Origin of the sequence: Amycolatopsis sp. NPDC098790 (assembly GCF_044759945.1) — a bacterium.
Lineage (GTDB): Bacteria > Actinomycetota > Actinomycetes > Mycobacteriales > Pseudonocardiaceae > Amycolatopsis.
The window spans coordinates 1460795-1480894 of the sequence record NZ_JBIWAI010000002.1 but is presented as its reverse complement, the minus strand read 5'-3'; the positions used below and the strand labels follow the sequence as shown (position 1 = coordinate 1480894).

4 protein-coding genes are annotated in these 20100 nt (G+C 72.7%); all 4 read right to left on the bottom strand.

Translation table 11 applies throughout. The annotated features are described in order from the left end of the window. Positions 1-36: 36 nt before the first annotated feature. Positions 37-246, bottom strand: a complete 210-nt coding sequence (locus ACIQWX_RS20570) for an MbtH family protein (protein WP_400873095.1) — start codon at positions 244-246, stop codon at positions 37-39. A 10-nt stretch (positions 247-256) separates the two neighbouring features. After that, positions 257-1285 (bottom strand): ABC transporter substrate-binding protein, encoded by a 1029-nt coding sequence (locus ACIQWX_RS20565; protein ID WP_400873092.1) that lies wholly within the window; start codon positions 1283-1285, stop codon positions 257-259. Positions 1286-1383: 98 nt separating this feature from the next. Then, a complete protein-coding gene (gene panD / locus ACIQWX_RS20560) occupies positions 1384-1794 on the bottom strand; it encodes an aspartate 1-decarboxylase (protein ID WP_400873089.1) in 411 nt (136 codons plus the stop codon). A gap of 2 nt (positions 1795-1796) precedes the next feature. After that, positions 1797-19991: an amino acid adenylation domain-containing protein gene (locus tag ACIQWX_RS20555; protein ID WP_400873086.1), complete on the bottom strand. Its 18195-nt coding sequence runs from the start codon at positions 19989-19991 to the stop codon at positions 1797-1799. Positions 19992-20100: the final 109 nt, after the last annotated feature.

The window sequence follows — 20100 nt, the reverse complement described above, 5'->3', positions numbered from 1 at the left end:
AACGCCGGGAGCCCCCGACCGGCTCCCGGCGCGACCTCAGTCGTCCATGGCGTCGGCCAGGGACTTCGGCCGCATGTCCGTCCAGTTCGCTTCCACGTGGTCCAGGCACTCCTGACGGGCCGCCGGGCCGAACGCGACCGTCCAGCCGGCCGGGACGTCGACGAACTCCGGCCACAGGCTGTGCTGGTTCTCGGCGTTCACCAGCACCAGGTACGTGCCGTCGGGGTCTTCGAACGGGTTGGTCATGCGGGCCTCCTCAGGCGGTGACGTCCGTGCGGGCGCCCTTGACGACCTCGGTCAGCTTCTGGATGACCGGGGCCGCGAGCACCGGGTTGAACCGGGGTTCGGTCGACCAGTCGGCGAGCTGGTTCGCCTTGACCGCGGGCAGCTGCGCCCACGTCGGGATCGCGGCCAGCTGCTGGCGCGAAAGCGCGTACGTGCGGCTGTCGGTCAGGATCAGGTCGGCCGGGTACTTGCCCGCCTGCTCCCAGCTGAGCGTCTCGAAGTAGTCGTCGGTGCCGGCGCCGTTGATGATGTCCAGGCCGAGGTCGCGGTAGTACGCCAGGTCGGCGAAGAACTCCGGCTTGCAGACGTACAGGTTGTCCTTGTCGCTGGACACCACGAGCACCTTGAGGCCGGGTTTGGCCTTGATCGCCGCCTTGAGGTCGTCGGACGCCTTCTGGAAGTCGTCCTTGCCCTTCTTGATGACGTCGGAGTTCGCGTCGCCGCCGAGCGCCACCGCGAGCTGCTCGTAGCGCTCGATCACCTTCGGCAGCGTGACCTTGTACTCCGACAGGGCGACGATCGGCGCGACCTGCTGGACCTTGGGGCCGAGGTCGTCCTTGAGCACCCACAGGTCGGTCGGCTTGGCGCCGGTGAGGCCGGTGATCACCAGGTCCGGCTTGGTGGCGGCGAACTTCTCCATGCTGAAGTCGTCCCAGGCGTTGCCGATCGACGTGACGGCGTTCAGGTCGATGTTGCCCGCCTGGATCTCCTTGCCGCCGTCGGCCGTCTTCTGCGGGCCGAACACGCCGACCGGGCGGACGCCGTAGTCCCACAGCGCGGCCGCGGAGCTGACGTAGGCCACGACGCGCGTCGGACGCTGGTCGCGCGACGCCTTCTGCCCGCGGTCGTCGGTGAATTCCCACGGGCCGGAGGACGCGGCGGGCTTGTCGTCCCCGCCGCCGCTGCCGCACGCGGTGAGGGCGGCGGCCGCGGCGAGCCCGCCGGTGCCGATCAGGAATCCACGCCGGCTGAGCCCGGCACCACCTTGAAACACGGACATGAAGAACCTCTCGCTGAGCTTTAGGTAAGGCACACCTTATTTAGGGCAGCCTGCCAAAAGCAACCACCGCAACCGTCCTGTGTCCACGCCCACGCGCGTCAATTCCGACCGGACAACTGGGCCTCCGCGCCGGGCACCGGCTCGGCCGGGTCGTGTCCCAGGTGGACCTGGCGGTTGTCGGCGTCGACGTGCACCACCCGCGGCCGGTGCCCGGCGCGCTCGGCTTCGTCGACCTGGGCGTAGGTGATGATGATGACGAGGTCGCCGGGGTGCACGAGGTGCGCGGCCGCGCCGTTGACCCCGATCACGCCCGTGCCGGGATCGCCGGTGATGGCGTAGGTCTCCAGGCGGGCGCCGTTGGTGATGTCGACGACCTGGACGCGCTCGCCCTCGACGATGTCCGCGGCGGCCATCAGGTCGGCGTCGATCGTCAGCGAGCCGACGTAGTGCAGGTCGGCCTGCGTCACGGTGGCGCGGTGGATCTTGGCGTTCATCAGGGTGCGGTGCACGTCTACCTCGCGTCTCGGGTCACGGTGTCTTTCGGGGGTTCCGGGTGGCGGAGCCCCCGGCCCGGGGCGGAGCCCCGGCTTTCACACAGCGTCTTTCGGGGTTCCGGGTGGCGGAGCCCCCGGCCCGGGGCGGAGCCCCGGCTTTCACACAGCGCGGCCAGGCCGGCCGCGGTCGGGGTGCGGAAGAACTCGGCGATCGGGAGCTCGGTCCCGAGCCGCTCGGTGATCCGGTTGCGCAGGACCACGAGCAGCATCGAATGCCCGCCGAGGGCGAACAGGTCGTCGTCGGCACCGACGGCACCGACGTCCAGGACCTCCGCGAAGATTTCGCAGAGGGTCTTCTCCAGGGGTGTCTCCGGGGCCCGGCCCCGGGTCGCGAACCCGGGCACCGGCAACGCGGCCTTGTCGAGCTTCCCGTTGGGTGTCACCGGGAACGCGTCGAGCGGGACGATCGCCGCGGGCACCATGTACTCCGGCAGCGACCGGGCGACGAACTCCCGCAGCCGCGCGGGATCCGCCGTCGCCGGGGTCGTGTAGGCGACCAGGCGCTTGTCCCGGTCCTCGCGGACGACGACGAGCGCCTGTTCGACGTCGTCGTGCCGGGTCAGCGCCGTCTCGATCTCGCCGGGTTCGATGCGGAAGCCGCGGATCTTGACCTGGTCGTCGGTGCGGCCGAGGTACTCGAGCTGCCCGTCCGGGCGCCACCGCACGAGGTCGCCGGTGCGGTACATCCGCTCGCCCGGCGGCCCGAACGGGTCGGCGACGAACCGGTCGGCGGTCAGCGCGGGCCGGTCGTGGTAGCCGCGGGCCAGCCCGGCGCCGGCCAGGTACAGCTCGCCGGGTACGCCGGCCGGGACCGGCGTGAGGCCGCCGTCGAGGACGTACGCGCGGGCGTTGTGCACCGGGCGCCCGACCACCGGTCGCTCGGAATCGGCGAAGCGGCCGACCAGAGCGTCCACAGTGGCCTCGGTCGGGCCGTAGAGGTTGTACGCCTCGGTGCCCGGCATCGACCGCAGCTGCTCCCACAGCGTCTGGGACACGGCTTCACCGCCGACGCCCACGACCCCGAGGGCGCACTTGCCGTCTTCGACGACGCCGGCCGCGGCCAGCTGCGCGAAGTGCGACGGCGTCAGTTCGAGGAAGTCGAGCCCGCGCTCGCGCACCACCGCGGCGAGCCGGTCGGGGTCGCGGCGGGTGTCGTCGTCGACGACGTGCACCTCGTGCCCGTCCAGCAGCCACAGCTGCGGCTGCCAGGAGGCGTCGAAGAAGAACGCCCAGGCGTGCCCGACCCGCAGCCGGCGTCCGCCCGCCGCGGCGACCGCCGGGCGGTAGAGCGTCTCGCGGTGGCTGTGGAACAGGTTCACCAGCCCGGAGTGCGGGATGACGACGCCCTTGGGCTTGCCCGTCGAGCCGGACGTGTAGAGCACGTACGCCGGGTTCGCGGGCGACGGCGGGGTGAGGACAGCGGAACTGTCCACAATGTCCTCGACGAACAGCGCCCCGGGTATCGGCGAAGCCACCGAACGGCTGGTGAGCACGAGCGTCGCCCCGGCGTCGGCGAGGATCGCCGAGATCCGCTCGACCGGCTGGTCCGGGTCGACCGGTAGGTACGCCGCCCCCGTCTTGAACACGCCGAAGATCGCCTCGACGACCTCGGCCGAGCGCGGAAGCACCAGCGCCACGACCTTCTCCGGCCCGGCGCCCCGGGAAGCCAGCCACCGGGCCAGGCGGTCGGTCCGGGCCCCGAACTCCGCGAAGGTGACGCTGCGGGACGCGTCGCTCAGCGCAGTCGCGCCGGGGGTCGCGGCCACCTGGGCGGCCAGCCGGTCGACCACGGTCGGCGCCGACGTCGTCAGTGGCTCGCCGGCGCCCCAGTCGCGCAGGATCCGGTGCCGCTCGGCGGGTTCGAGGACGTCGATCCGGCTCAGCGGGCGGTCCGGGTCGGCGACGACGGCGGTCATCAGCCGCACCAGGCGCTCGGTGAGCGTCCGGGCGGTCGGTTCGTCGAACAGGTCGAGGCTGAACTCGAGGTCGCCCTCGATCCCGCCGGGGGTTTCCACGAGGTCGAACGACAGGTCGAACTTCGCCTGCCGCAGCCCCGTGTCCCGGTATTCCGCGTCGAGGTCGAGCAGCCGTTCCGGCTCCGAACCGGAGTGGTAGACGGCGAGCATGACCTGGAACAGCGGGTGCCGCGCCAGCGACCGGGATGGGTTGAGCAGCTCGACGAGGTGCTCGAACGGCAGGTCCTGGTGGGCGTACGCGGCCAGGTCGGCCTCCCGGACGCGGCCGAGGAGTTCGCGGAACGTCGGGTCGCCGCCGGTGTCGGTGCGCAGGACCAGGGTGTTGACGAAGAACCCGGCCAGGTCCTCCAGCGCGTGGTCGGTCCGGCCGGCGACCGGGGTGCCGAGCGGGATGTCGGTGCCCGCGCCGAGCCGGGTGAGCAGGGCCGCGAGTGCCGCCTGCAGCACCATGAACGTGCTGGTGTCGCTGCCGTGGGCCAGCTCGCGAAGTCCACTGTGGACCTCGGCGGGCACGGTGAACGGTACGGCGGCGCCGCGGTTCGTCGACCGCGCCGGGCGGGGCCGGTCGACGGGAAGCGCCAGCTCGTCCGGGATCCCGGCGAGGGTGTCCCGCCAGAACGCGGCCTGCCGGCCGAGGATGCTGTCCGGGTCGCCGGCCCGGCCGAACATCTCCCGCTGCCAGAGCGTGTAGTCCGCGTACTGCACCGGCAACGGCGTCCACTGTGGACGTTCACCGCGCAGGCGCGCGGCGTACGCGGTGTCGAGGTCCCGCTTGAGCGGCGGCAACGACCAGCCGTCGCCCGCGATGTGGTGCACCAGCAGGACGAACACGTGCCGCTCGGGCCCGGCCGACACGAGCGTCGCGCGGATCGGGATCTCGGCGTCCAGGGTGAAGCAGTACGACGCCGCCGCGGTGACGCTGTCGTCGAGATCGGTGGACGTCTCCGTGACCAGCACCGGCCGCGCGCGGTCGTCGCCCGGATCCAGCACGACCTGCCGGGGCGTGCCGTGGTCCTCGACCAGGATCGTGCGCAGGACCTCGTGGCGCGCCACGACGTCACCCAACGCCGCCTGCAGCGCGCCGGCGTCGACCGGTCCGGTGAGCTCCCACGCCCACGGGATGTTGTAGGTCGCGCTCAGCCCGTCGAGGCGGTCGAGGAACCACAGGCGCTGCTGGGCGAACGACAGCGGCAGCACCTCGGGCCGCTCGACCAGCACCAGCGCCGGACGGCTTTCCCGGCCCGGGTCGAGCAGTTCCGCGAGCCGGGACGGCGTCGGCGCGTCGAACACCGCCCGGATCGGGACCTCGACGCCGAGCAGCGCGCGGATCCGGCTGACCAGCCGCGTCGCCAGCAGCGAATGCCCGCCGAGGGTGAAGAACCCGTCGTCCGGGCCGACCTGCGACACGCCGAGGACGTCGGCGAAGAGGTCGCACAGCGCCTGCTCGGCCGGCGTCCGCGCGACGCGGCCCGAGGTCCGGATCTCCGGGTCGGGCAGCGCGGCGCGGTCGAGCTTGCCGTTGGCGTTCACCGGCAGCTCCGGCAGCACGACGATCGCCGAGGGCACCAGGTACTCCGGCAGCCGCGCGGCGAGCGCCGTCCGCAGCGCGGCCGGGTCACCGGCCGGAGCGACGTAGGCGATCAGCCGGTCGTCCCGGGCGACCACCGCCGCGCGGGCGACCGAGGCGTCGGCCGTCAGCGCGGCTTCCACCTCGCCGGGCTCGACGCGGAACCCGCGGATCTTGATCTGCTGGTCGGCGCGGCCGAGGAACTCGAGGGCGCCGTCGGGACGGCGGCGGACGAGGTCGCCGGTGCGGTACATCCGCTCCCCCGCCTCGAACGGCGAGGCCACGAACCGTTCCGCGGTGAGCGCCGGACGACCGAGGTAGCCGCGGGCGAGCCCGGCACCGGCCAGGTACAGCTCGCCGCGGACACCCGGCGGCACCGGCCGCAACGCCGCGTCGAGGACGTACGCGCGGGTGTTCGCGACCGGCCGGCCGATCGCCACCGGCCCGCACTGCTGCGCGAGGCTGTCGCCCGCGACCTCCGAACAGCCGTACAGGTTGACGAGCTTCGCCGACGGCCACCGGCGCGCGACCTTTTCGGCCAAGGCGACCGAAAGCGGTTCGCCACTGGTGATCCACGTCGTCACGGAGTCGAACGCGTCGGCCGGGGCGTCCTCGACGAAGCTGTCGAGGAGGCTCGGCACCACGGTCAGCACCTCGGCGCCGGATGTCCGCACGAGGTCGGCCAGCGCGTGCGGGTCGGTGGCCGTCGCGTCGTCGGCGAGCACCACCGGATCGCCCGCGACGAGCCCGCCGAGCAGCTCGGTCGAACCGTCGATGAACGTCAGCGCGCTCTTCGCGATCCGTGCGCCGCCGGCGATCCCGCGTCCCCAGTGCAGCCGGTTCGCCAAGGCGAGCTGGGTGCCGGCGACGGCCTTGGGGCGTCCCGTCGAACCGGACGTGAAGATGACGTACGCCGGGTGGTCCGGGCTGATCGACGGCCACACGGGTTCGGGTCCCGTGTCGCCGGGCCGGACCAGCCGGTCACCGAAGCCTTCCTCGGCGATGACCAGGTGCGGGCCGGCGTCGGTGAGCATCAGCTCGACGCGCTCCGCCGGGTGGTTCAGGTCGAGGGGCAGGTAGGCGGCGCCGGTCTTGAGCACCGCCACCAGCGCGACGACGAGGTCGGCCGAGCGCGGCAGCGCGACCGCCACCACGCGTTCCGGACCGGCACCCCGCGCGAGCAGGGCGCGGGCGAGCGTCGTCGCCCGGGCGTCCAGTTCGGCGTAGGTGAGGCGTTCGGAGCCGAACACCAGCGCGGTGGCCTCCGGGGTCCGGGCCACTTGGGCGGCGAACAGCGCGGCGGTCGTCTCGGCAGGCAGCGGCGTCGCGGGGTCGGCGGCGAGCCGCTCGTGCTCGGCCGCGGTGAGCAGGTCGACCGCGCCGATCCGGGTGTCCGGGTCGGCCACGACGGCCCGCAGCAGCATCCGCAGCCGGTCCAGGATCGCTTCGACGCTCGCGCGGTCGAAGACGTCGCTGTTGTACTCGGCGGTGCCGCGGATCCCGGCCTGGTTGCCGGGCCGCTCGCCGACGAAGAACGTCAGGTCCGCGCGGGCCGTCCCGGTGCGAACCGGTTCTTCCGCGACCGTCAAGCCGGGCAGCGCGAGGTCAGCGACGGCGTTGTTCTGCCAGGCCAGCATCGTCTGGAACAGCGGGTGGTAGGCCAGCGAGCGGACCGGGTTCAGCGCTTCGACCAGGCGCTCGAACGGCACGTCCTGGTGGGCGTAGGCGTCGAGGCTGCGGTCCCGCACGCGGGCGACGAGGTCGCGGAACGACGGGTCGCCGCCGGTGTCCACGCGCAAGACCAGGGTGTTGACGAAGAATCCGACGAGGTCGTCGAGCGCGGCGTCGGTGCGGCCGGCGATGGACGTGCCGAGCGGGATGTCGGTCCCCGCGCCGAGCCGGGTGAGCAACGCGGTCAACCCGGCGTGGACGACCATGAACACACTGGCGCCGCAGGCGCGGGCCAGCTCTACTAGTCCACTGTGGAGCTCGGCGTCCCAGCCGAAGGCGAACTGCTCACCGCGGTAGGACGCTTCGGCCGGGTGCGGCCGGTCGGTCGGCAGCTCGATCCGCTCGGGCAGGCCGGAGAGGGTCTCGCGCCAGTAGGCCAGCTGCGGCTCGATCACCGGCTCGCCGAGGACGTCACGCTGCCACAGCGTGTAGTCCGCGTACTGCACCGGCAACGGCGTCCACTGTGGAGTCTCGCCGGCTTGCCGTGCGGTGTAGGCCGTCGCGAGGTCCCGCCACAGAGGTGCGGTCGACCAGCCGTCCGAGGCGATGTGGTGGAACACCAGCACCAGGACGTGTTCCTGGGCGCCGAGCCGCAGCAGCTCGGCCCGCAGCGGGATCTCCGACTCCAGCTGGAACACCGTCTGCGCTGCCTCGGACACGGCATCGGCGAGCGTCGCCTCCGTGACCGTGCGGGTGGGCAGCGGGATCGTGACGTCGTCGAGGATCTGCTGCCGGGCTTCGCCCTCGATCTCCGGGAAGACCGTGCGCAGAGCCTCGTGGCGGCCGACCACATCGGACAGGGCGAGTTCCAGCGCGGTGACGTCGAGGTCGCCGGTCAGGCGGACCGCGGTCGGCATGTTGTACGTCGCCGACGCGCCTTCCAGCCGGTGCAGGAACCACAGCCGCTGCTGGGCGAACGACAGCGGCAGCACGTCCGGGCGCGGCTCGACGCGCTCCAGCGCGGGCCGGGCGGCCGAGGAGTCCGAAGTGGACAACAGAGCCGCGAGCCCGGCGACCGTCGGCGTCTCGAACACCGACCGCACCTGCAGCTCGACGCCGAACACCGCGCGCAGCCGCGCGACCAGGCGCGTCGCCATGAGCGAATGCCCGCCCAGCGCGAAGAAGTCGTCGTCGACACCGATCGACGCGGTGTCGAGGACTTCGGCGAACAGACCGCAGAGGACCTCCTCGACCGGAGTCCGCGGCGCGCGGCCGGCGGTGACGGCGTGGGTGTCCGGGCTCGGCAGGGCGCGGCGGTCGAGCTTGCCCGAGGCGAGCAGCGGCAGCCGGTCGAGGACGACGAACGCCGAGGGCACCATGTACTGCGGCAGCCGGTCGCGGACGTGGGCGCGCAGGGCCGAGACCAGGGCGCTGTGGTCCCGCCGGCCCGCCGGGTGGTTGCCCAGCGTTTCCAGCGCGGCCCGGACCGGCTTCCCGCGGTGGATCCGCGTCGGCTCGCCGGTGGTGAACACGACCTCGAGCAAGCCCGGGTGCGTCGGCGCCGCGAAGACGCGGTAGCCGAGGTCCTGGAGTTCCTCGAAGTCCACTCCGGACGGTTCGGAGTCCAAAGCGGACAGTGCGGTGCCGGCGTCGCCCTCGGCGAGTGCGGCGACGGCGGCCAGCTCTCCGGACAGCCGTGCGTCCGGCACGCCGGTGACGCGCAGCCGGGTCGGGCGCTCGGCCAGCAGCCGCTTCAGCTCGTCGACCGTGGTGAACGCGACGACGGTTTCCTCGACGGGTTCCGGCTTCGGGGCCTTGCGCAGGACGACGTCGTAGCGGTGGCGGGTCAGCTCGTTGTGCGCGTGCCCACGTTTGACCCACAGGTCGACGTCGTCGAAGCCGTCGAGCTGTCGGGCCAGGGCCGGGAAGAAGTCCGGATCCAGCACCAATTCGCCTTCACGGGCAATGGCCTGATCGACGGCGGCCGTGTCGCGGCGGCCGTGGCGCAGCTCGGTCGCCGTCCGGAATGCCCGCAGGGAGCGCAGGTTCCGGATGTCGCCGAGGAAGATCACCCCGCCCGGGCGGACCTGCGCGGCGGCGGTGCGGATGACCTCGGCGAGGTAGCCGACGCTCGGGAAGTACTGCGCGACCGAGTTGATGATCACCGTGTCGAACGGTTCGTCCGGCAGTTCGCCCAGGTCGTGCGCGGGCCGGGCGGCGAGGTGGACCTTGGCCGCGAACGGCGTCGCCGCGAGTTCGCGCCGGAGGTTGGCGATCGCCTTCTCCGACAGGTCGACGCCCCAGTACTCCTCGGCGTCCGGCGCGATCCGGGACAGGATCAGGCCGCTGCCGACGCCGATCTCGAGCACCCGTTTCGGCTGGAGCGACCGGATCCGGTCGATCGTCGCCGCGTGCCACTCGCGCATCTCGCCGAGGGGGATTTCGGAGCCGTCGTAGCTGGAGTTCCAGCCGGTGAAGTTCTCCTCCAGCCCGCCGGACGCCGCTTCGGTGAACACGTTCTCGTGCAGTTCGCGCCACTCGCCGACGTGGTCGAGCTCCGCCTCTTCGTCGCGGCCGGCGGCCGGGACGGCGTAGGCGATGAGCCGCCCGTCCTGGGCGATCACCACGGCCTGGCCGACGGCCGGGTGCTCGGCGACGACGGTCTCGATCTCGCCGGGCTCGATGCGGTAGCCGCGGATCTTGACCTGGTCGTCCGCCCGGCCGAGGAACACCAGCCGCCCGTCCGGCAGCCACTTCACGAGGTCGCCGGTGCGGTAGAGCCGGCCGCCGTCGCCGAACGGGTCCGCGACGAACCGTTCCGAGGTCAGCGCCGCCCGGCCGAGGTAGCCGCGGGCCAGTCCGGACCCGGCCAGGTACAGCTCCCCCACCACGCCGGGCGGGACCGGCCGCAAGCCGGCGTCGAGCACGTACGCCCGGGTGCCGGGGTCGGGGATGCCGATCGGGACGACCGTCGCGTCCGCCAGTTCGACGGGGTCGCTCTCGCCGAGCGTCGAGTTGGTGGTCGCCTCGGTCGGGCCGTAGGCGTTGAACATCCGCCGCCCGGGGGCCCACCTTTTGACGAGTTCCGGCGACACGCGTTCGGTGCCGGCCAGCAGCACGCTGTCTCGCGGGAGGTCGCAGTCCGCCGGCATGGCGTCGAGCAGCGCGGGCGGCAGGATCATGAAGTCCACGGAGTGCTGGTGCGCGTATTCGGTCAGCGCCGGACCCGCGACCCGCCGTTCGGCCGGGACGACGACCAGGCGGCCGCCGGAGAGCAGGCCGACGCACAGGTCCCAGAAGGCGACGTCGAAGCTCGGCGACGCGAACTGCAGCACCCGGCTGTGCGGGCCGATCCCGAACCGTTCGACCTGCGTCGCGACCAGCTTGGCAACGCCGGAGTGCTGGAGGACGACGCCCTTGGGCCGGCCGGAGGAGCCGGACGTGTAGATGACGTAAGCCGCGTTCTCCGGCTTGACGACGACGTCCGGGTCCATTGTGGACATCGTGTCGAGCGCCGGGTCGTCCAGGAGCACGCGAGGAACGTCCGCGGGCAGCTTGGCGTCGATCTCGCGCGTCGTGACGACGCAGACCGGACGCGCGTCGCCGACCATGTAGGCGATGCGGTCGCCGGGGTAGTCGACGTCGACCGGCAGGTACGCGGCGCCGGCCTTGAGCACGGCCAGCTCCGCGACGATCATGTCGACCGACCGCGGAACGGCCAGCGCGACGACCCGCTCCGGCCCGGCACCGCGCGCGAGGAGCAGGTGCGCCAGCCGGTTCGCGCGCGCGTTCACCTCGGCGTACGTCAGCTCGACGTCCTCGAAGACGAGCGCCACGGCGTCCGGCGCTTCGGCCACGCGGCGCGCGAACAGGCCCGGGAACGTCTCGGTGCCCGCGGGGTCGAGCGAACCGGCCCACTCCGTCAGGACCCGGTCGCGCTCGTCCCCGGCCAGCAGATCCAGGGCGCCGACCGGGCGGTCCGGCTCGTCCAGCGCCGCGCGCAGCAGCACTTCGAGGCGGCGCAGGATCGCGTTCGCGCCGGCGTGGTCGAAGACGTCGGCGTTGAACTCCAGCACGCCGGCGATCCCGGCCTCGCGTTCGGTCAGCGAGATCGCCAGGTCGAACTTCGACGTTCCGGTGGTCACCGGGATCTCGGTGACGGTCAGGCCGGGCAGCACGACCTCGGCACGGGTGTTGTTCTGGCCGGCGATCATGACCTGGAACAGCGGGTGGTAGGACAGCGAGCGCGCCGGGTTGAGCACCTCGACCAGGCGCTCGAACGGGACGTCCTGGTGGGCGTAGGCGTCGAGGTTGCGCTCGCGGACGCGGGCGACGAGGTCGCGGAAGCTCGGTTCGCCGCCGGTGTCGACGCGCAGGACGAGGGTGTTGACGAAGAACCCGACGAGGTCGTCGAGGGCGGCGTCGGTGCGGCCGGCGATGGGCGAGCCGATCGGGACGTCGGTGCCCGCGCCGAGCCGGGTGAGCAGCGCGGCCAGCGCCGCGTGCACGACCATGAACACGCTCGCGCCGGACTCACGCGCCAGCTCGGCCAGCCGCGTGTGCAGTTCGGCGTCCCACGCGAAGGTGTGCAGCTCGCCGCGGAAGGTCGCGGTCGCCGGGTGCGGCCGGTCGAGGGGCAGCTCGATGCGGTCGGGCAGCCCGTCGAGGGTGTCGCGCCAGTACTCCAGCTGCGTGCTGAGGACGCTGTCCGGGTCGTCCTCGTTGCCAAGCAGATCTTGTTGCCACAGTGTGTAGTCCGCGTACTGCACCGGCAACGGCGTCCACTGTGGAGTCTCACCGGCGCGGCGCGCGGCGTAGGCCGTCGCGATGTCGCGCCACAGCGGGGCCATCGACCAGCCGTCGGACGCGATGTGGTGGAACACCAGGGCCAGGACGTGCTCGCGCTCGCCGGCCCGCAGCAGCTCCGCGCGTATCGGCGCCTCGCGTTCGAGGTCGAACGAGCCGCGGACGAGCCTGGTCAGGTCGGCGTCGAGGTCGGTGACTTCGCGCACGTGGAGGTCGACCGCACCGGCCGGGAGGATGTCCTGGTACGGGACGCCGTCGCGCTGCGGGAAGCGCGTCCGCAGCGCCTCGTGGCGGGCGACCACATCGGACAGTGCCGTGCGCAGCGCCTCGACGTCGACCTCGCCTTCCAGGCGCATGATCAGCGGGACGTTGTAGGTGGCCGACGGGCCTTCGAGGTGGTGCAGGAACCACAGCCGCTGCTGCGCGCCCGACAGCGGCACCAATGCCGGCCGGTCCACCGGGACGAGCGGCGGCCGCGCGGTGCCGGTCCCGGCGCCGACCAGCGCGGCCAGGCCGGCGGGAGTCGGGGTCTCGAACACCGAGCGGACTTCCAGCTCGGCGTTCAAGGTCGTGCGGATGCGGGCGATCAGCCGGGTGGCCAGCAGCGAATGGCCGCCGAGGGCGAAGAAACTGTCGTCGGGACCGACCTTCGGCAGGCCCAGGACGTCGGCGAACAGCTCGCACAGCTGCCGTTCGACCGGCGTGCGCGGCTCGCGGTCCGACGTCGGGGCGACCGGGTCGGGCGACGGCAGGGCACGGCGGTCGAGCTTGCCGTTGGCGGTCACCGGGAGCGCGTCGAGGACGACGATCGCCGACGGGACCATGTGCTCGGGCAGCCGGTCGGCCGCGAGGGTCCGCAGGTCCGCGGTGAGCGTGCTGATCCGGCGGAACCGGCCGGGGTTGCCGGTGTAGGACAGCAGCGGCCCGGTGCCCGGCTGGAACGCGCCGGCGGGGTCGCCGGTCGTGAAGAGGACATCGACCGAGCCGTCGCCGGACGCGGACCAGGTGACGACCGTGCGGTAGCCGTGCGCGTCACCGAATGCGTACCAGTCTTCGGGGTCCACCCCGCCCGGCGCCGTCCGGCCGTTCGGGACGCGTTCGATCCGGCACGGGCCGGTGATCTCGTCCAGTGTGGACAGATCCGTGCCCCACACCAGCGTGGGAACCTCGGGTGCCGCGGCCGATCCGGGGCGCAGGACAACGTCGTAGCGGTACTGGGTCAGCTCGTTGACCGCCCGGCCGCGCTTGACGCGGATGTCCGCGGTGACCTCGCCGAGCCCGGCGAAGAACTCGGGCGCGACGAGGAGTTCCTTCTCCCGCAGGAGGTTCTGCTCGACGTCGCCGCCGCGCGCTTCGGCCACGGCCGTGTGGAAGGCGCGGACCTGGCGGAGGTCGCGGACGTCGCCGACGAACAGCGATCCACCCGGCGCGAGCAGTTCGAGGGCCCCGCGCAGCACCTCCAGCAAGTACGTCCCGCTCGGGAAGTACTGGACGACGGAGTTCAGCACGATGGTGTCGAAGAACCCGGACGGCAGGCCGGACAGGTCCGCGGCGTCGCCGGTGCGCAGCTGGACGCGATCGGCGAGCGCGGGGTCGGCCTCGACCCGGCGGCCCAGCGACGCGATGACCTCGGCGGAGAAGTCCGTGCCCCAGTAGGTCTCGCAGTGCGGGGCCAGCTCGGTCAGCAGCAGGCCGGTGCCGACGCCGATCTCGAGAACCCGCGTCGGCTCGAGCTCGCGGATGCGCGTGACGATCGCGTCCCGCCACTCCCGCATCTCCGCTCGTGGGATCGGCTCGCCGGTGTAGCTGGAGTTCCAGCCTTCGAACTCGTCGTCGGTGGCCGCGTACATCGAGTCGTACAGCTCGCGCCACTCCCCGACCTGCTCGGTCTCCTCGTCCGCCGAGCTCGCGGTGTCGGCGGGCACGACGTACCCGACCAGGCGGACGTCGCCCGGCCGGTCCTCCCGGGCCACGACCACGGCGTGCGCGACCTCGTCGTGGGTGGCGAGGGTGGCCGCGATCTCCCCCGGCTCGACGCGGAAGCCGCGGATCTTGATCTGCTCGTCGCCGCGGCCCAGGAACTCGAGGACGCCGTCGGGACGGAAGCGGGCCAGGTCGCCGGGGCGGTACATCCGGGCGCCCGGCGCGCCGAACGGGTCGGCGACGAACCGTTCCGCGCTGAGGCCGGGCCGGCCGAGGTAGCCGCGGGCGAGCTGGACGCCGGCGAGGTACAGCTCCCCGGCGGTACCGGGCGGCACCGGCCGCAAGGCGGCGTCGAGGACGTAGGTCCGCGTGTTCCACACCGGACGTCCGATCGGGACGGAGGTGTCCTCAGTGGACGTCCGCCAGGACGTGACGTCGACCGACGCTTCGGTCGGGCCGTAGAGGTTGTGCAGCTCGGCGTCGAGGACCTGGCCGAACTGAGTGACGGCGTCGAGCGGCAGGGCTTCGCCGCTGCACAGGACCCGGCGCAGGCTGCGGCACTCCCCCGCCGCGGGCTCCTGCAGGAACACCTGCAGCATCGACGGGACGAAGTGGACGGTCGTGATCCCGCGGTCGCGGATCAGCCGGGCGAGGTAAGCCGGGTCCTTGTGCCCGTCGGGGCGGGCGAGGACCTCGGTCGCGCCCGTGACGAGCGGCCAGAGGAACTCCCACACCGAAACGTCGAAACTCGACGGCGTCTTCTGCAGGACGCGGTCGTCGCCGGTCAAGCCGTACTCGTCCTGCATCCAGAGCAGGCGGTTGACGATGCCCTCGTGCGGCACGACGACACCCTTGGGGCGGCCCGTCGAACCCGACGTGTAGATGACGTACGCCGGGTTCTCCGGCCGGACGACGACCTCGACCGGCGCGTCCGACACCCCGGCCAGGGTGCCCGGGTCGTCCAGGAGCAACGCGCCTTCGACGGCCGTTTCCGCGGTCGCCAGGACCAGGGCCGGCCGGGCGTCTTCGAGCATGAACGCGATGCGGTCGGCCGGGTAGCCCGGGTCGAGCGGCAGGTAGGCCGCGCCGGTCTTGAGCACCGCGAGGATGGCCGTGACCAGGTGCGTCGAGCGCGGCAGGGCCAACGCGACGACTCGCTCGGGCCCGGCACCACGCCCGGCCAGCACCCGGGCGAGGCGGTTCGAGACGGCGTCCAGCTCCGCATACGTCAGTTCTTCGTCCTCGAAGACGAGCGCCGTCGCGTCCGGCGTCCTCGCCACCTGGGCGGCGAACAGCTCGGGCACGGTGACCGCGGGGACGTCTTCGACCGCACCGGACCAGGTCTTTTCGAGGTCGTCGCGCTCGGCCTCGGTGAGCACGTCCAGCGTGCCCAGGCGGCGGTCCGGGGCGGCGACGACCTGGCGCAGCAGGACTTCGAGGCGGTCGAGCAGCCCGGTCACGGTGGCGTGGTCGAAGACCTCGGCGTTGAACTCGGCCTGGCCGTGGATGCCGTCGGCGCGCTCGGTGAAGGAGAACCAGAGGTCGAACTTGGCCGTGCCGGTGCCGACCGGGCGCTCGGTGACGGTCAGTCCGGGCAGTTCGACGCCGGCGCCGGGGGTGTTCTGCCAGGCGAGCATGGTCTGGAACAGCGGGTGGTGCGCGAGCGACCGCACCGGGTTCAGCGCTTCGACGAGCCGCTCGAACGGGACGTCCTGGTGGGCGTAGGCGTCGAGGCTGCGGTCGCGGACGCGTGCCACGAGGTCGCGGAACGACGGGTCCCCGCCGGTGCCGACGCGCAACACGAGCGTGTTGACGAAGAACCCGACGAGGTCGTCCAGCGCGGGGTCGGTCCGGCCGGCGATCGGGGTGCCGATCGGGATGTCGGTCCCGCCGCCCAGCCGGGACAGCATCGCGGTCAGGCCGGCGTGCACCACCATGAACGGGCTCGCGCCGCACGCGCGGGCCAGCTCGGTCAGCCCGGCCTGCAGGTCGGCGTCCCAGGTGAAGGTGAAGAACTCGCCGCGGTAGGCCGACACCGCCGGGTGCGGCCGGTCGAGCGGGAGCGGGATGCGCTCGGGCAGGCCGTCGAGGGTCTCGCGCCAGTAGTCGAGCTGGGTGCTCTCTTCGGCCTCGAGGAGTTCCCGTTGCCAGAGCGTGTAGTCCGCGTACTGCACCGGCAGTGGCGTCCACTGTGGAACGTCGTCGCGGAGCCGGGCGCGGTAGGCCGTGGCGATGTCCCGCCAGAGCGGGGTGAGCGACCAGCCGTCGGCGGCGATGTGGTGCACGACGAGGACGAGCACGTGCCGCCGCGGGTCGACGGTCAGCAGGGCGGCCCGCACCGGGACGCCGGCGCCGAGGTCGAACACGCCGCGGACGAGCGCGTCCACGGCCACGTCCACTTCGGACTCGGCCACCGCGTGAATGCTCAGCTCGACCGTCGCTTCGGCCAGGATTGCCTGGTACGGCACGCCATCGGCGGTCGGGAAGACCGTCCGCAGGGCCTCGTGCCGGTCGAGGACGTCGTGCAGCGCCGCCCGCAGTGCCTCGACGTCCAGCTCGCCGGCCAGCCGCATGACGAGCGGGACGTTGTAGGTCGCCGAGCCGCCTTCCAGGCCGTGCAGGAACCAGAGCCGCTGCTGCGCGAACGACAGCGGCAGCCGCTCGGGCCGGGCTTCGACGCGGGTCAGCGGGCGCCGCTCGGTGCCGGTCACCGCACCGGCGAGCAGGTCGGCGAGCGCGGCCGGGGTCGGCGCGTCGAACACCGCCCGCACCGGCACCTCGGCGCCGACGGCCGCGCGGATGCGCTGGATCAGCCGGGTCGCGAGCAGCGAATGCCCGCCGAGGGCGAAGAAGTCGTCGTCCGGACCGGCCTGCGGGACGCCGAGGACGTCGGCGAACATTTCGCACAGCAGCTGTTCGACGGGGTTGCGCGGCGCGCGGCCCGGTCCGGCGGCGAACCGCTCGGGGCTGGGCAGCGCCTTGCGGTCGAGCTTGCCCGACGCCAGCACCGGCAGCTTGTCCAGCACGACGAACGCCGACGGCACCATGTACAGCGGCAGCCGGTCCCGCACGTGCGCGCGCAGCGACGTCACCAGGGCGCCGGTGTCCCGCCGCGCGGCGGGGTTGTTGGCGTACGACGCCGGAGTGCCGGATTGCCGCCCGGGGCGGTACGCCTGGCCGTCCTCCCCCCTCGTGAAGACGGCCTCCAGCGCACCGGCCTCGGCCGACCAGGTCACCGCGACCCGGTAGCCGGCGGTGTCGCCGAGCCGGTGCAGGTCCTCGGGGTCGACGCCGTCGCGGCGGTCGAGCGCCGCCCGGGCGGCGGCCGGATCGCCGTCGTCGAGGGCGCGCGCCGCCGCTAGCTCACCCGACAGCCGCGCGTCCGGGATGCCGGTGACCCGCAGCCGATCCGGCGTCTCGGCGGCCAGGAACCGTTCCACCGCACCGAGGTCGCCGAACGCGACGACCTGCTCGTCGGCCGGGGCCGGCTTCGGCGCCTTCCGCAGGACGACGTCGTAGCGGTGCCGCGTCAGCTCGTTGTGCGCCTGCCCGCGCTTCACCCAGAGGTCGACGTCGTCGAAGCCGTCGAGGCCGCGGGCGAGCGCCGGGAAGAAGTCCGGGTCGAGCACCAGCTCGCCCTCGCGGGCGATCGCCTGGTCGACCGCCGCGACGTCGGCGCGGCCGTGCCGCAGCTCGACGGCGGTGCGGAACGCGCGCAGCGACCGGAGGTTGCGGATGTCGCCGAGGAAGATCGTGCCGCCGGGCTTCAGGAGACCCGCGGCGGTCTTCACGACCTCGGTGAGGTAGTCGGCGCTCGGGAAGTACTGCGCGACCGAGTTGATGATGACGGTGTCGAACGGTTCGGCCGGCAGCTCGCCCAGGTCGTGCGCCGGGCGGGCGGCGAGGTGCACCCGGTCGGCGTAGGGCGTCGCGGCGACCTCGCGCCGGACGTTCTCGATCGCGCTCTCGGAAAGGTCGACGCCCCAGTACGTTTCGGCGTCGGGCGCGATCCGCGAGAGGATGAGCCCGCTGCCGACGCCGATTTCCAGGACCCGCTTCGGCGCGAGGGACCGGATCCGCTCGATCGTCGCCGAGTGCCACTCCCGCATCTCCTCGAGGGGGATGTCGGAGCCGTCGTAGCTGGAGTTCCAGCCCGCGAAGTTCTCTTCGATGCCGGTGGAGCCGGCGAGCATCTCCTCGTGGACGGCGTGCCACTCCTCGACGTGGCCCTGCTCGGCCGCCTGGTCGCGATCGGGCAGCGGCACGGCGTAGGCGACGAGCCTGCCGTCGTGGGCGACGACGACCGACTGGCCGACGCGCGGGTGCTCGGCGAGCACCGACTCGATCTCGCCGAGTTCGATGCGGTAGCCGCGGATCTTGACCTGGTCGTCGGCCCGGCCCTGGAACACCAAGCGGCCGTCCGGCAGCCACTTCACCAGGTCACCGGTGCGGTAGAGCCGGCCACCGTCGCCGAAGGGGTCCGCCACGAACCGTTCCGACGTCAGCGCCGCCCGGCCGAGGTAGCCGCGCGCGAGACCCGATCCGGCCAGGTACAGCTCGCCGACGACCCCGACCGGGACCGGCGCGAGCGACGCGTCGAGGACGTACGCGCGGGTACCGGGGTCCGGGACGCCGATCGGCACGGCCGAACCGGGCGCGATCTCCGGGTCGCACAGCCCGAGCGTCGAGTTGGTCGTGGCCTCGGTCGGGCCGTAGGCGTTGAACATCCGGCGACCCGGCGCCCACCTCCTGACGAGCTCCGGCGACACGCGCTCGGTGCCGGCCAGCAGCACGCTGTCGCGCGGGAGATCGCAGTCGTCGGGGAACTCGGCGAGCAGCGCGGGCGGCAGGATCATGAAGTCGACGCCGTGGGCGTGGGCGTACTCGGCGAGTTCGGGGCCGGGCACGCGCCGCTCGGTGGGCACGACCACGAGGCGTCCGCCGGACAGCAGGCCGAGGCACAGATCCCAGAACGCGACGTCGAAGCTGGGTGACGCGAACTGCAGCACCCGGCTGTGCGGGCCGATCCCGAACCGCTGCGACTGCGTCGCGACGAGCTTCGCGACGCCGGCGTGGGACACGACGACGCCCTTGGGGCGCCCGGTGGAACCGGACGTGTAGATGACGTAGGCCGCGTTCGCCGGGACGATCTCCGCGACCGGGTCCGTTTCCGGCGCCGCCGCGAGGTCCAGTTCTTCAAGGAGGACCGGGCTTTCGAAGTGGTCCGCGAGGTCGCCGGTGGTCAGCACGCACACCGGGAGGGCGTCGGCGACCATGAACGCGAGGCGCTCGGCCGGGTAGTCCGGGTCCAGCGGGAGGTAGGCGGCCCCGGCCTTGAGCACGGCCAGCTCGGCCACGATCATCTCGACCGAGCGCGGCACGGCGAGCGCGACGACCCGTTCCGGCCCGGCCCCGCGGCCGATGAGGACGTGGGCGAGCCGGTTCGCGCGCGCGTCCAGTTCGGCGTAGGTCAGTTCCTCGTCCTCGAAGACGAGCGCCACGGCTTCCGGCGCCTCGCGGACACGAGCGGCGAACAGCGCCGGCAGCGTCGACAACGGCGTGTCGAGGTCGGTGTCGTTCCAGTCTTCGAGGAGCTGACGGAGTTCTGGCGCGCTCATCAGGTCCAGCCGTTCGACCGGCCACTGTGGACGCTGCCGCGCATCGGCCAGGAGCGTCCCCAGGTGCCCGAGCATCCGGTCCACTGTGGACTCGTCGAGGACGTCGGCGCGGTAGCCGGCGACGAGTTCGCCGTCTTCGACAAGCAGGTTGAGGTCGAGCGGGAGGTCCGTCTCCGCGCCGAAACCGACGCTGACGAGCACCGATCCCCCGCGTCCGGGCTCGGGCTCCAGCTCGGCGACCAACTCGTCGAAGGGGACATCGTGCGCCAATGCCTCTTCGCGCGCGTCACGCACGCGCGTGACGACGTCGGCGAAGCCGGGCGAGCCACCGAGGTCGATCCGCAGGGGCGTCAGCGAGCCGATGCCGAGGACGACGTCGGCGGTGCCCGCGTACCGGGACAGCAGGACGACGAACGCGGCCAGGAGGGTCAGCTCGTCGGCGTCCGGCCGGGGCCGGGTCAGCCGGGCGCGGACGGGCTCGGCGGCGTACGGCCGGTCGACCGGCAGCGCGAGCTCCTTCGGCGCCGAGGCGAGGCGGTCACGCCAGAATTCCAGCTCCGCCACCTGCTGCACAGCGTCACCGTTGCTCACCGGTAGACCAGCCTCCCGCTGCTCAAGACGCCCCGAACGAGACGTGGACTTAGGGCAACCTAACAAACCGACGGTGAGAATGCACTGCTGTACCATCGGTTAGCCTTAC

Coding starts and splice junctions, on each gene's coding strand:
- ACIQWX_RS20570 (WP_400873095.1), bottom strand. CDS start 246: ATGACCAACCCGTTCGAAGACCCCGACGGCACGTACCTGGTGCTGGTG.
- ACIQWX_RS20565 (WP_400873092.1), bottom strand. CDS start 1,285: ATGTCCGTGTTTCAAGGTGGTGCCGGGCTCAGCCGGCGTGGATTCCTG.